This window comes from Allocoprococcus similis (genome assembly GCF_054660775.1).
On sequence record NZ_BAAHSG010000002.1, the window covers coordinates 25,089 to 37,902 of the forward strand.

Genomic DNA, 12,814 nt, shown 5'->3' on the forward strand with positions numbered 1-12,814 from the left:
ATTTTTTGAAAAATAGGAAAAATATGCATAAATCTGTCATTTCCCGGCATTATTTTATCTGTTCTGCCAGTACTTCTTTGACTTTTGCAAGGGCATCCGGGATTCCGGCCGGGTTCTTTCCGCCAGCCTGTGCCATGTTCGGACGTCCACCGCCGCCACCGCCTACACAGGAAGCGATTGCCTTGATCAGGTTGCCTGCGTGAGCACCCTTCTTCATTGCTTCGTCTGTTGCTGTAGCCATCAGGCTTACCTTGCCGTTCGCGCTGGATGCGATCACGACCACGCCTTCTCCGAGCTTCTCCTTGAGCTGGTCTCCAAGGTCACGCAGTCCGTTCATGTCCATATCTTCTACGCTGACAGCAATCACTTTTACACCGGCTACTTCTTCTACCTGATCCATCACATCACCCATGGCATCTTTTGCAAGCTTGCTCTTCAGGCTTTCTACTTCACTGTGAAGTTCTTTGTTCTCAGTCTGAAGATGTGCAATCTTCTCAGATACAGTATCCGGAGTTGCTTTCAGGAGCCTGGCTGCTTCATGAAGCAACTGTTCCAGTTCTCCATAATAATCCATCAGTCCTTTGGATGTAAGTGCTTCGATACGGCGTACCCCTGCTGCCACACCACTTTCAGACAGGATCTTGAATGCTCCGATCTCGCTTGTATTGGCAACGTGTGTACCACCACAGAACTCAATAGAGTAATCTCCCATATTTACAACACGGACGATGTCGCCGTATTTCTCACCGAATAGAGCCTGTGCTCCGGTCCTTCTTGCTTCTTCGATCGGCATGTTCTTAATGACAACCTGCAGAGATCTGGAAATGCTTTCATTTACCATATCTTCTACTTTCTGCAGTTCTTCCGGTGTCATTGCAGAGAAATGAGAGAAGTCGAAACGAAGTCTCTTGTCGTCTACATAAGATCCGGACTGTTCTACATGTGTACCAAGTACGGTACGGAGTGCTTTCTGAAGCAGATGTGTCGCACTGTGGTTTCTTGCACAAAGCGCACGTCTCTGCGGATCAACAGTCAGAGTCACCTGATCTCCAGCCTTCATCATACCCTTTGTCATATGACCGATATGACCGATCTTGCCACCAAGCATCTTCTTCACGTCTTCTACAACGAATTCACCGTCACCGCATCTGATCACACCGTGATCGGCTTCCTGTCCACCGCTTGTTGCGTAGAACGGAGTCTCATCTACAAAGATGGTTCCTCTCTCACCGTCAGAAAGAGCGTCTACGATCTCATTTTCTGTGGTAAGTACCGTAATCTTCGATTCATATTCCAGATGATCGTATCCGACAAATTTGGAAGTTACAGACGGATCGATGGATTCGTATACGGTTGCATCTGCTCCCATGTAGTTCGTTGCCTTACGCGCTTTTCTTGCAGTCTGACGCTGAACTTCCATTGCAGCTTTAAATCCCTCTTCATCGATATCCATGCCTTCTTCTTCCAGGATCTCTTTGGTAAGATCGATCGGGAATCCATAGGTATCATATAATTTGAACGCATCTTCTCCGGACAGAGTCTTTGTTCCTTCTTCTGCCATCTTTTCTTTCATCTCGTTCAGGATGACAAGTCCCTGGTCGATGGTCTTCTCAAACTGCTCTTCTTCCTTGCGGATGACATTCATGATAAAGTCTTTCTTTTCTTCCAGCTCCGGATATCCGTCTTTAGAGCCTTCGATCACAGTTGCAGCAAGATCTGTAAGGAATCCCGGTGCAATGTTCAGCAGTCTTCCGTGACGGCATGCACGGCGGAGAAGACGGCGAAGAACATATCCTCTTCCTTCATTAGACGGCATAATACCATCAGAGATCATGAAGGATACAGAACGCACATGGTCTGTGATTACACGCAGAGATACGTCTGTGCTTTCATTATCTCCATAAGATACTCCTGCGATCTCACATACCTGGTCACGCAGTGCTTTTAAAGTATCAATATCGAACATAGAGTCTACATCCTGCACGATACATGCAAGTCTCTCAAGTCCCATACCGGTATCAATATTCTTCTGCTTCAATTCGCTGTAGTTTCCATGTCCATCATTGTCGAACTGTGAAAATACGTTGTTCCAGATCTCCATATAACGGTCACATTCGCAGCCTACTGTACATCCCGGTTTACCGCATCCGTATTTTTCTCCACGGTCATAGTAAATCTCTGAACACGGACCGCACGGACCTGATCCATGCTCCCAGAAGTTGTCTTCTTTTCCGAACCGGAAAATTCTCTCCGGTGCAATACCAATCTCTTCATTCCAGATCTTCCATGCTTCATCATCATCTTCATATACAGACGGGTACAGACGATCCGGATCCAGTCCAACCACTTCTGTCAGGAATTCCCATGACCAGTGGATCGCTTCTGTCTTAAAGTAATCTCCGAATGAGAAGTTACCAAGCATCTCAAAGAAAGTACCGTGACGTGCAGTCTTTCCTACGTTCTCGATATCTCCTGTACGGATACATTTCTGACAGGTTGTCACACGGCGTCTCGGTGGGATCTCCTGTCCTGTAAAATATGGTTTCAGCGGTGCCATTCCTGAGTTGATCAGCAGAAGGCTGTTATCATTGTGCGGCACCAGCGAAAAGCTTTTCATTTTTAAATGACCTTTGCTCTCGAAAAAGTCAAGAAACATGCGTCTAAGTTCGTTAACTCCGTAAGCTTTCATCTTTATCCTCCTCGCTTCTATCAGCTAAATTCTAATTATAAAGAGATTTTGATGGCTTGTCAATATAATGGAATTTAAAAAGGAACCGCATTTTCTGCGATTCCTTCTTTTTTCCATTCTACTTAGTCTCTGAATTCTTTGCGTCTTTTCTTTCGCGAAGCTTCTTGCCTGCAAAAACCCCTCCGACTGCAAACGCTCCGATAAAGAGCATCTTCAATACCGTAGAGATCAGTGTTGAAAAAAATGCCATCTTGTCATGCCTCCCATGCTATCATTTTCTTTTCTCCTTGATTTATGCACATTATAGCATATACAAAAAGTTTTTCCAAACTTTTTTAGCATTTTCACATACATTTTCGGTCTTTTGTATCTGCCTTACAGTTCCTACTCCGCCATGCCAAAGAATTTCTGCGCATAGTGTACGGACTGCATGGCATCTTTTCCATAGAAATCCGCCCCGATCATATCCGCGTAATCCTGGTTCAGAACAGCCCCGCCTACCATGACTTTACAGTCCGGTTTTTTCTCTCTTAAAAGTTTGATCGTCTCTTCCATGCTGACTACAGTTGTGGTCATCAGGGCACTTAAGCCTACCAAAGTGACATTCTCCTCAACCGCTTTTTCTACGATCGCCTCCGGCGGCACATCCTTTCCGAGATCGATCACATCAAAACCATAATTTTCGAGAAGAACTTTCACGATATTCTTTCCGATATCATGGATATCACCTTTTACGGTTGCAAGGATGATCTTCTCCTTCTTTTCTTCTTCCTGTCCGGATGAAGCAAGCACATCCTTGATAACCGCAAAAGCAATCTTCGCAGCATCTGCACTCATCAGAAGCTGCGGAAGGAACACGGTTCCTTTCTCAAATCCATCACCGACCACGTTCAGTGCCGGGATCAGCTCCTCCTGGATGATATCCAGCGGTTCCCTTGTACCGATCAGCTCGCGGGTAATATGATGCGCCTCTTCTTTGAGTCCACGTTCGATCGCATACTTGAGCGTCATCTTACCGTCTGCTGTTTTTGACGCGCTTCCTGTTGCTGTACCTGTCTGTGAGGCCTGGACAGTCACCGTTTCTGTGGTTCCCGCATAAGTACTGATATAATTCGTACAATTTTCATCAAAGCCCATCAGTGCATTATAAGAACGATAAGCCTTCATCATATCTTCTGAGGATGGATTGATGATTCCTGCCGTCAGTCCATTCTGCATTGCCATCGCATAGAAATAACTGTTGACGATCGGACGCCTTGGAAGTCCAAAGGAAATATTCGATACTCCAAGAACGGTCCTGACACCGAATTCTTCCCGTACTCTCTTCAGTGCTTCCAGAGTAACCTTTGCCCCGTCTTTTTCCGAACTGATGGTCATGGTCAGCACGTCGATCACGATATCTTTCTTGTCGATTCCGTATTTGGCTGCTTCGTTGATGATCTTACCCGCAACACGCACACGGCCTTCTGCATCCTTCGGAATCCCCTCTTCATCAATGGTCAGTCCGACAACTACACCGCCGTATTTCCGGATCAGAGGGAATACTTCGTCCATAGAAACCTGCTTTCCGTTTACAGAATTGATCATCGGCTTTCCATTGTAGATACGCATTGCGCGTTCCATAGCCTTTCCATCTACTGTGTCAATCTGAAGCGGAAGACTGGTCACGCTCTGCAGTTCTTTTACAACTTTTTCCATCATGGCAACTTCGTCAATATCCGGAAGTCCTACATTGACATCCAGAATGTGCGCACCCTTATCCTGCTGCGTGATCGCTTCTTTCAGGATGTAGTCCATATCTTCATTTTTCAGCGCTTCTTTGAATTTCTTCTTTCCGGTCGGGTTGATTCTTTCTCCGATGATACGCGGCATATCATCCAGGATCACAGCCTGTCCATAAGAAGATACGATCGTATCATGCTTTTTCTCGATCCCGCACAATGGAAGATCTTTGCATTCTTCTACCAGCTTTTTAATATGCTCCGGTGTCGTTCCGCAGCATCCGCCGATCACACAGGCTCCTCCCTTCACAACCTCCTGCATGATCCGGGCAAACTCATCCGGCTCTACATCGTAATACGTTTCCCCGTTCTTCTGCTTCGGAAGTCCGGCATTTGGCTTCACAATGACCGGAAGGGAGGTATATCTTCTTAAATCCTCCAGGATTGGAAGCATCTGTTTCGGTCCAAGTCCACAGTTCAGTCCCAGTGCATCTACGCGAAGTCCTTCCAGCATTGCCACAACAGAAGGGACATCCCCACCTGTCAGAAGCTTTCCTCTTTCGTCAAAGATCATGGTTACGAATACCGGAAGAGAAGAATTTTCTTTTGCTGCAAGAATGGCTGCCTTTACCTCATAGGTATCACTCATGGTCTCGATATGGATCAGGTCTGCACCGTACTTTTCTCCATAGCGGACGGCTTCTGCAAACGCTTCATAAGCATCATCAAAATCCAGATCTCCCATTGGTTTTAACAGCTTTCCGGTCGGTCCCATATCCAGTGCCACATAAGTCTCTTTTCCGATCTGCTCCCCTGCTCTTTTTGCATTTGCAATCCCTGCACGGATCACTTCTTCAACCGTATATCTGTCATCATGGAATTTGCAGACATTAGCGCCAAAGGTATTTGCAAGAACCACATCACTTCCTGCTTCGTAATATCTGCGGTGAATCGCTTCCACCTTCTCCGGATGCTCGATGTTCCAGGTCTCCGGAAGCTCTCCCGGTGCAAGTCCTTCTGCCTGCAGAAGAGTTCCCATTCCTCCATCTAAAAATAAAAGTTCTTTTCCCAAACGTTCTCTGATATTCATACCCTACGCTCCTTAATTTCTTCTGTAAATGCAGTCCTTCTTCTCACACACTTCGCAGCCTTTGATGTGGCATTTTTCCTGCGTATCACTGATCCCAATGAGTGCAGTCACCGATTTTGTCGGTGTGAGCATATAGCTGTCTGTCATGGTAAGTCCGATCTTCTTTGCCGTATCCAGCATCCGTAAGATATCGTCCTGATGATGGATATCAAAATCACCGTATCCCGGACTGAATCTCGGTCTGAGCCATTTATTCTGCGCTTTTAACTCTTCTTCGATCGAAAGCTGCAGATCGTCACAGTACTCCTCCAGATATGCAGCTGCGCATGCCTGCAATACGACAGATTTCGCCATATCTGTCAGTGAATAACGTTTCATCAGCATATCGACACCGGTACCGAGTGTTGCGCCAAATACAACTGCTTCTTTGCAGCCTCTGAGATTCTTTCCGAGACTTCTGCTTTTAATATTCATTTTTCCGATCGTCACCTGGTCTTCTCCTGTAACTTTACAGTCAAAAATGCGATAGACGGATTTTGCCTGCGTGGTCTGATCGAGTTCCCCGAAGGAAACATCGATCAGCGCAAGCGTCTGTTCATCTACCGCATGTCTTCCATATCCCAGATAACGAATTGCTTCTTTCGTTCTGGCATCTGTCATCTTTCTTACGTTCCTTTATTTTACGATTTCTGAAAGGTTCTGCATGATTGCAGCAGCCACTTCCGGTTTGTTCATCGAATATACGTGGATATTGCGGACTCCATTTGCGATCAGGTCAATGATCTGGTCGGTCGCATATGCAATTCCCGCCTGCTTCATCGCTGCCGGATCATCTCCGAAATAATCGACAATCGCACGGAATCTCTGCGGAACAGCAGTTCCTGAAAGGGCACAGCTTCTTGCGAGCTGCTTTTTCGTTGTGATCGGCATGATGCCCGGAAGCACCGGTATCATGATTCCCTGTTCACGGATACGATACAGGAAATTATAGAAAATATCATTATTGAAAAACATCTGTGTGGTAATAAAATCCACTCCACAATCTACCTTTTCTTTGAGATAACGGATATCATCTTTCTTGTGTTCCATCTCTACATGTCCTTCCGGATAGCATGCAGCTCCGATGCAGAAGTCTCCCGTTTTTTTGATGTCTTCGATCAGTTCACAGGCATGAGAATACTGTCCCGGAAGTGGAAACTGTCCATCCTGCGGGATGTCTCCTCTGAGTGCAAGGATATTCTCAACCCCTTCTTTCTGAAGCTGTCCGATGACCTTATGTACCTCTTCCTTTGTTGAGGACACACAGGTCAGATGTGCAAGTGCCGGAATCTTCAGGTCATTCTTGATATGACTTGCAATCTTAACCGTATTCTTACTGGTTCCACCACCGGCTCCATAGGTAACACTGATAAATGACGGGTTAAGTTCTGCGATTCCATCCGTTGCTTTTAACACGGATTCAAAGCCCGCATCCGTCTTCGGTGGAAACACTTCAAAGGAAATATGTACTCCGTCTGCTTTAATTTTGTCTATAATCCTCATAATGAATGTTTCTCCTCTGTAAAATTTTTCATTTCATGATACCATATTTTCCGGCAGATTACCAGAATGCATTTTACATATTTTCGTAAAGATCTTCGTAAAGCTTGGCTGAATTCTTCCATGAGAAGTCTTTTTCCATACCACGCTCTACGATCTTGTTCCAGTCACGCTTCTTATCATAGTAAATCTGTTCTGCATATCTTACGGTTGCAAGCATCTCATGCGCATTGTAATTGGTGAAACTGAATCCGGTTCCGGTCTTCTCGTATTCGTTGTAAGCTTCTACAGTATCTTTGAGTCCGCCTGTCTCTCTTACGATCGGCACTGTACCATATCTCAGACTCATCAGCTGGCTCAGTCCACATGGTTCAAATAACGACGGCATCAGGAATGCATCACAGGATGCATAGATCTTATGAGACATCGGCTCTGAATAATAGATCTGTGCAGATACCTTATCCGGATACTTCCATGCGAAATGACGGAACATGTTCTCGTATCTCTCATCTCCGGTACCGAGTACGACGATCTGAACCGCATCCTGGCAAAGTTCATCCATCACACAGTCGATCAGGTCAAAGCCTTTCTGGTCGGTCAGTCTGGATACGATACCGATCATCATACGGTGCGGATCTCTCTCCAGTCCGAGTTCTTCCTGCAGAGCCATTTTATTTTTTACTTTTTCCTTGCGGAAGTTTTCGACAGAGTAAGTTCTTGCAATGTTGGTATCTGTTGCCGGATTGAAATCACCGTAATCAATACCATTGACAATTCCCGACAGGCAGTTTGCTCTTGCCTGCATCAGTCCTTCCAGCTTCTCCCCATAGAACGGTGTCTTGATCTCTTCCGCATAGCTGCTGCTTACCGTTGTCACACGGTCAGCGTAGACGATTCCGCCTTTCAGATAGTTGGCATCGTCATATGCTTCCAGCTTATCCGGTGAGAAATAGTATGCCGGAAGTCCGGTGATATCCATAACCGTCTTCTTATCCCAGACACCCTGGAATTTGAGGTTATGTATGGTGATCACGGTCTTGATTCCACGGAAAAACTCATTGTTATAGCGGAAATTATCCAGATAAATCGGAACAAGCCCGGTCTGCCAGTCATGGCAGTGAATGATATCCGGTCTGAAATCCAGAAGCGGCAGTGCACTTAAGGCTGCTTTTGAAAAGAATGCAAACTTCTCAATATCGTATGCAATATCACCATATGGCTTCGGACCATTAAAATAATATTCATTGTCTATGAAATAAAAAGTGATTCCTTCATGCTGAAGTTCGAGAATCCCTACATACTGCTGTCTCCAGTTCAGATCCATATAGAAATGAAGTCTGTAAGAAAGTTTATCTTTCCATTCATCTTTCATGCACATATACTTTGGAAGCATAACACGTACATCGTATTTGTTCTTGTCAAAATATTTTGGAAGTGATCCCACTACATCGGCTAATCCCCCGGTTTTGATAAACGGAACTGATTCAGATGCCACAAATAATACTTTTTTCATTTAACACCCTCCTTACTCTCGCGGCTTATTTATAATTATACCGCAATTTCGTTCGTTTGAAAAGAATTATCTGCGCTTTGATTTCAGTCTGATCGTGTCTGCGACCAGAGCAATAAATTCAGAATTGGTCGGTTTTCCTTTCCCGTTACTTACTGTGTAACCGAAAAGAGCTTCTAAGGTATCCAGTTTTCCCCTGCTCCATGCAACCTCGATCGCATGGCGGATTGCCCGTTCAACACGGCTCGATGTAGTCTGGTTCTTTTTCGCGACTGTCGGATACAGAATCTTTGTGATCGCATTTAAAACTTCCATATCGTCAATCGCCATCAGAATGGAATCCCTCAGGTAATGATATCCTTTGATATGTGCCGGGATTCCGATTTCATGAAGCAGTTCTGTCACCTGTGTTTCCAGGTCCTCCTCAGAAGGTTCCGCATATACGGTATAATCTGTGTAAGGTGCTACATTCTTTTCCGCATGTCCGGAGCTTTTGATCCGCTGAAGGATCGTTTCATTGCGAAATGGTTTCAGGATGTAGAAAGCTGCTCCTTTTTCAAAGGCATCTTCCGTGATCCTCTCCTGTCCAATCGCAGTTACAATAATAAAATTCGGCTGTTTCTTTACTGTTTTATCTGCGCCTATCATTTCCATCACACTGATTCCATCTATTTTCGGCATGATCAGGTCAAGAAGTACAACATCAGGCTCTTTATCTCTTATAATGTGATAAATGTCTTCTCCGTCCATGGCTTTTCCCACCAGTTTCAGGTCTTTATCACTTTCTACAATTTCTCCTAGTAAATTCAACATTCTTTCGTTATCGTCAGCAATCGCTACATTCAGTTTTTCCATAAAACCTTTCTCCTCCTTAAAGTGACAATTTGCACTGGAATGGAACCTATTATAGCCTTCTTCGTTCTGCAAATACAAGCAAATGGTGTCGCAGCAATCTGACATGATTCGCACATCTCAATCTTTTTTCAGATTTTCCAGCATGTTTTCGATAAATATTCCGTATCCCTTTGTCGCATCCTGTACGAAAACATGTGTTACTGCTCCTATAATCTTTCCATTCTGCATGATGGGGCTTCCACTCATTCCCTGCACAATCCCACCGGTCAGTTTAAGTAACCGTTTGTCAGTAACCTGAATTTCAATCCCCTTGTTCACCTCCCTGGCATCCAGGTCAACTTTTGTGATTCTGACTGTATAATCTTCTGGCTTTCCGCTTACCGCACAGCGGATACACGCCTCTCCGACCTGAATTTCTTCCTTTGCCGCAGCCGGATAAGCTTCTTTGCTGTCAAATATTCTCTCAATCCTGTCTAATTTCCCATAAATCCCTGTCTCTGTGTTTGTGGTAATCGAACCTAAAATGTTGTAATGATTGTAGACAATGATCCCTTCCATCCCTCCGGGATTTCCGTTCTCACCTTTTTTGATATTCTGAATGCTGGTATCATATAATCTTCCCGTTGACATTTCGATCAGCTTACCGGTATCTACATCATGTATTCCATGTCCCAACGCACCGTATTCACTATCCGCATTCAGAAAAGTGATTGTGCCGAGTCCCTGCGCGTTATCACGCACCCAGATTCCAAGTTTATATGCCCCGACTTCATTCTTTGTCGGATGAAGTTGTACATCAATATACACTTTTTTTCGACGAACATGTAAAATTACTGACTTATTCGATAAGTTTCTAACCCGTTCGATAAGTTCGCTTTTATTGTCGATCCTTTCAGAATCCACCCCCACAATATAATCGCCCTCCTTAACCAGATGCTTCGCCGGATTCACAACAATCCCGTCTGCTCCCCTGATCTCCTGCGTCCCCAGAACCATCACGCCATCCGTTTCCATATAAATCCCCACCGGCATCCCTCCCGGAATCAGAAGATCCCCAGAAAGCTCACTGACCGAAGCCTCCCTCTCCGCTTTCCCAGCCCGCCATTCCCTGTAGCAATAGCTGCCTCCTATAACCACAATTACCGCTAATAACACACTTAACATTTTCCGATAACTTCTAACCGACATCGCACACCCCTTTTTCCTCCCTGAAATTTCGCAAAAAATAAGGCAGGATTTTTTCTCCTGCCTCTAGTATGTGCTCAATCTTATTTTTTCAAACCGGATGCCAGAATTTTCATCTCCCGTGCGTTTTCCAGCACCGCATCCGTAATCTTTGCGCCTCCAAGGATCCTTCCCAGCTCCTGCACAGATTCTTCCCCGTCAAGCTGCCGGATCCTGGTCTTTGTCATCTGATCTTCCACCCGTTTTTCAATCAGGTAATGGGTATCTGCCATTGCAGCGATCTGTGCCAGATGCGTAATGCAGATCACCTGATGTTTCCTGCCGATCAGGCACATCTTCTCGGAAACCTTCTGTGCGGTACGGCCGCTGATTCCTACATCGATCTCATCAAAGATCAGTGTCTCGATCTCATCTTTATCCGCCATGACTGCCTTGATCGCAAGCATGATCCGGGAAAGTTCACCGCCGGATGCCACAGCTGCAAGCGGTCTTGTCGGTTCGCCCGGATTCATGGAGATCATAAATTCCACCTCATCCGTCCCTTCTGCTGTGTACCCGGAAGTTTTTGAAAACCGGATTTCAAAACAGACATCCAGAAAATTCAGATCCTGGAGTCCTTCTGCGATCTTTGCCTGCAAAAGCTTTGCCTCTTTTTTACGGACCTTCGACAGACTCTCGCATTCTTTTCGCAGACGTTCCTCTGCTTTTTTCAGTTTTCCCTTTAATTCATTTAAATATTCATCATAATTTTTTAAAATCAGGAGGCGCTCCTCGTCATCTGCCTTATGCTGCAGGATCGCCTCTGCCGAATCTCCGTATTTGACCTTCAGATGATTGATCTGGTTCAGCCGGCTCTCCGTCTCATAGAACTGTTCCGGTTCAAAAGAAAGGCTGTCCAGATAACCGCGAAGCTCGCGCCCGGAATCCCCGATCAGATTCTCCACTTCGACCAGCTGTTCATACAGCTCTCCCGATTTGTCATCATGTTCTGCCGCCACAGCTGCCGCGCGTACTGCCCGTCCGATCGCTTCTGACGCACTTATACCGCCTTCTCCTGCTGTATACAGATACGCCTCTTCCAGATTCTCCGCGATTCTTTTCCCCTGCATCATCCGCCGGTAATCTTCTTCTACCGACTGGCATTCTGCCGCAGTGATTCCAGCATTTTCAATTTCATCGATCTCAAATTCAAGAAAAGAAATCTCTTTGGCTCTCTCAGCCTCGTCTTTATCGGCTTCCTTAAGTTCTTTTTCCAGCCGGCGGTATTCCCTGTATGAATCCGCCACTTTTTTCTTCCATTCTCCGGCTTCTTTTGCAAATGCATCCAGAATTGCCAGATGATTCTTTTTATATAACAGTGACTGATGCTCATGCTGTCCGTGAATATCGATCAGAATCTGGGCTGCTTCCTTTAGTCGTCCCAGCGTCACAGTCTCTCCGTTGATCCGGCTCACACTTCGGTTTCCGTTAAACCGTCTGGTGATAATGATCTGCCCTCCGTCCGGCGAAAGATCCATCTCTTCCAGCTTCCGTACCGTTTCCGGATTATCCACATAAAAGGTCAGTTCTACAAGTCCCTTATCGGCTCCCTTACGAAGCATATCTGCGGAATATCTTCCGCCCAGGGCAAGACTGACACTCCCCAGGATAATTGATTTTCCGGCACCGGTTTCCCCGGTCAGGATATTGAGTCCACCAGAGAAATCCACTTCCGCCTCATCGATCAGCGCCAGATTTTTTACATGCAAATTTTGTAACATTCTTTCTCCTGTCTATTGTTCCAGTAGTTTCTTGATCTTTTCCATCAGAAGGATCGTATCATCCACAGTCCGCACAGCGCACATGATCGTATCATCCCCGGCAATACAGCCAACGATCTCATTCCAGTTCATCGCATCCAGTGCCGCAGCCACCGCCATCGCCATACCAGATACCGTTTTCAGTACCAGAATGTTCTGAGCCATATCCATAGAGCTGAATCCATCCCGCAAAATGCGCACATATTTTTCAGTCATTCCGTTCTGTGCACCCTGGAGTACCGCATATTTCTGCCTTCCGTTTTCTGCCGGAACCTTGGTGAGCTTTAAGTCGCGGATATCTCTGGATACCGTTGCCTGCGTCACTTTAAATCCCGCTTCATTCAGATACTCGGCAAGCTCATCCTGTGTCTCAATCTGATATTTGTTGATCAATTCTACAATTTTGGCATGTCGGTTTACTTTCAT

10 protein-coding genes are annotated in these 12,814 nt (G+C 45.6%); all 10 read right to left on the bottom strand.

What is annotated here, in order from left to right; all coding sequences use genetic code 11:
• Window positions 1–49 precede the first annotated feature (49 nt).
• Window positions 50–2,689 carry an alanine--tRNA ligase gene (gene alaS / locus ACYQ5K_RS00955; protein ID WP_173688449.1) on the bottom strand — a complete coding sequence of 880 codons (2,640 nt, stop codon included), beginning with the start codon at window positions 2,687–2,689 and terminating at the stop codon, window positions 50–52.
• Window positions 2,690–2,807: 118 nt separating this feature from the next.
• Window positions 2,808–2,939 (bottom strand): vanadium nitrogenase, encoded by a 132-nt coding sequence (locus tag ACYQ5K_RS00960; protein WP_195231449.1) that lies wholly within the window; start codon window positions 2,937–2,939, stop codon window positions 2,808–2,810.
• Between the two features lie 134 nt (window positions 2,940–3,073).
• Window positions 3,074–5,500 (bottom strand): homocysteine S-methyltransferase family protein, encoded by a 2,427-nt coding sequence (locus tag ACYQ5K_RS00965; RefSeq protein ID WP_173688450.1) that lies wholly within the window; start codon window positions 5,498–5,500, stop codon window positions 3,074–3,076.
• Between the two features lie 12 nt (window positions 5,501–5,512).
• Window positions 5,513–6,160 carry a vitamin B12 dependent-methionine synthase activation domain-containing protein gene (locus ACYQ5K_RS00970; RefSeq protein ID WP_173688451.1) on the bottom strand — a complete coding sequence of 216 codons (648 nt, stop codon included), beginning with the start codon at window positions 6,158–6,160 and terminating at the stop codon, window positions 5,513–5,515.
• A 15-nt stretch (window positions 6,161–6,175) separates the two neighbouring features.
• Window positions 6,176–7,042, bottom strand: coding sequence for a methylenetetrahydrofolate reductase [NAD(P)H] (gene metF / locus ACYQ5K_RS00975; RefSeq protein WP_173688452.1), 867 nt, complete (start codon window positions 7,040–7,042; stop codon window positions 6,176–6,178).
• Between the two features lie 73 nt (window positions 7,043–7,115).
• Complete coding sequence (gene glgA, locus ACYQ5K_RS00980) at window positions 7,116–8,552, bottom strand: glycogen synthase GlgA (protein WP_173688453.1); 1,437 nt, start codon at window positions 8,550–8,552, stop codon at window positions 7,116–7,118.
• 66 nt (window positions 8,553–8,618) lie between these two features.
• A complete protein-coding gene (gene spo0A / locus ACYQ5K_RS00985) occupies window positions 8,619–9,404 on the bottom strand; it encodes a sporulation transcription factor Spo0A (RefSeq protein WP_173688454.1) in 786 nt (261 codons plus the stop codon).
• Between the two features lie 117 nt (window positions 9,405–9,521).
• Complete coding sequence (spoIVB, locus tag ACYQ5K_RS00990; RefSeq protein ID WP_459777176.1) at window positions 9,522–10,592, bottom strand: SpoIVB peptidase; 1,071 nt, start codon at window positions 10,590–10,592, stop codon at window positions 9,522–9,524.
• Window positions 10,593–10,672: 80 nt separating this feature from the next.
• The gene (gene recN, locus ACYQ5K_RS00995) at window positions 10,673–12,349 is read right to left on the bottom strand and encodes a DNA repair protein RecN (RefSeq protein WP_459777177.1); all 1,677 of its coding nucleotides are present in this window, start codon (window positions 12,347–12,349) and stop codon (window positions 10,673–10,675) included.
• 12 nt (window positions 12,350–12,361) lie between these two features.
• Window positions 12,362–12,814: an arginine repressor gene (gene argR, locus ACYQ5K_RS01000; protein ID WP_173688457.1), complete on the bottom strand. Its 453-nt coding sequence runs from the start codon at window positions 12,812–12,814 to the stop codon at window positions 12,362–12,364.

Coding starts and splice junctions, on each gene's coding strand:
- spo0A (WP_173688454.1), bottom strand. CDS start 9,404: ATGGAAAAACTGAATGTAGCGATTGCTGACGATAACGAAAGAATGTTG.
- alaS (WP_173688449.1), bottom strand. CDS start 2,689: ATGAAAGCTTACGGAGTTAACGAACTTAGACGCATGTTTCTTGACTTT.
- glgA (WP_173688453.1), bottom strand. CDS start 8,552: ATGAAAAAAGTATTATTTGTGGCATCTGAATCAGTTCCGTTTATCAAA.
- metF (WP_173688452.1), bottom strand. CDS start 7,042: ATGAGGATTATAGACAAAATTAAAGCAGACGGAGTACATATTTCCTTT.
- ACYQ5K_RS00965 (WP_173688450.1), bottom strand. CDS start 5,500: ATGAATATCAGAGAACGTTTGGGAAAAGAACTTTTATTTTTAGATGGA.
- recN (WP_459777177.1), bottom strand. CDS start 12,349: ATGTTACAAAATTTGCATGTAAAAAATCTGGCGCTGATCGATGAGGCG.
- ACYQ5K_RS00960 (WP_195231449.1), bottom strand. CDS start 2,939: ATGGCATTTTTTTCAACACTGATCTCTACGGTATTGAAGATGCTCTTT.
- ACYQ5K_RS00970 (WP_173688451.1), bottom strand. CDS start 6,160: ATGACAGATGCCAGAACGAAAGAAGCAATTCGTTATCTGGGATATGGA.
- argR (WP_173688457.1), bottom strand. CDS start 12,814: ATGAAAGTAAACCGACATGCCAAAATTGTAGAATTGATCAACAAATAT.
- spoIVB (WP_459777176.1), bottom strand. CDS start 10,592: ATGTCGGTTAGAAGTTATCGGAAAATGTTAAGTGTGTTATTAGCGGTA.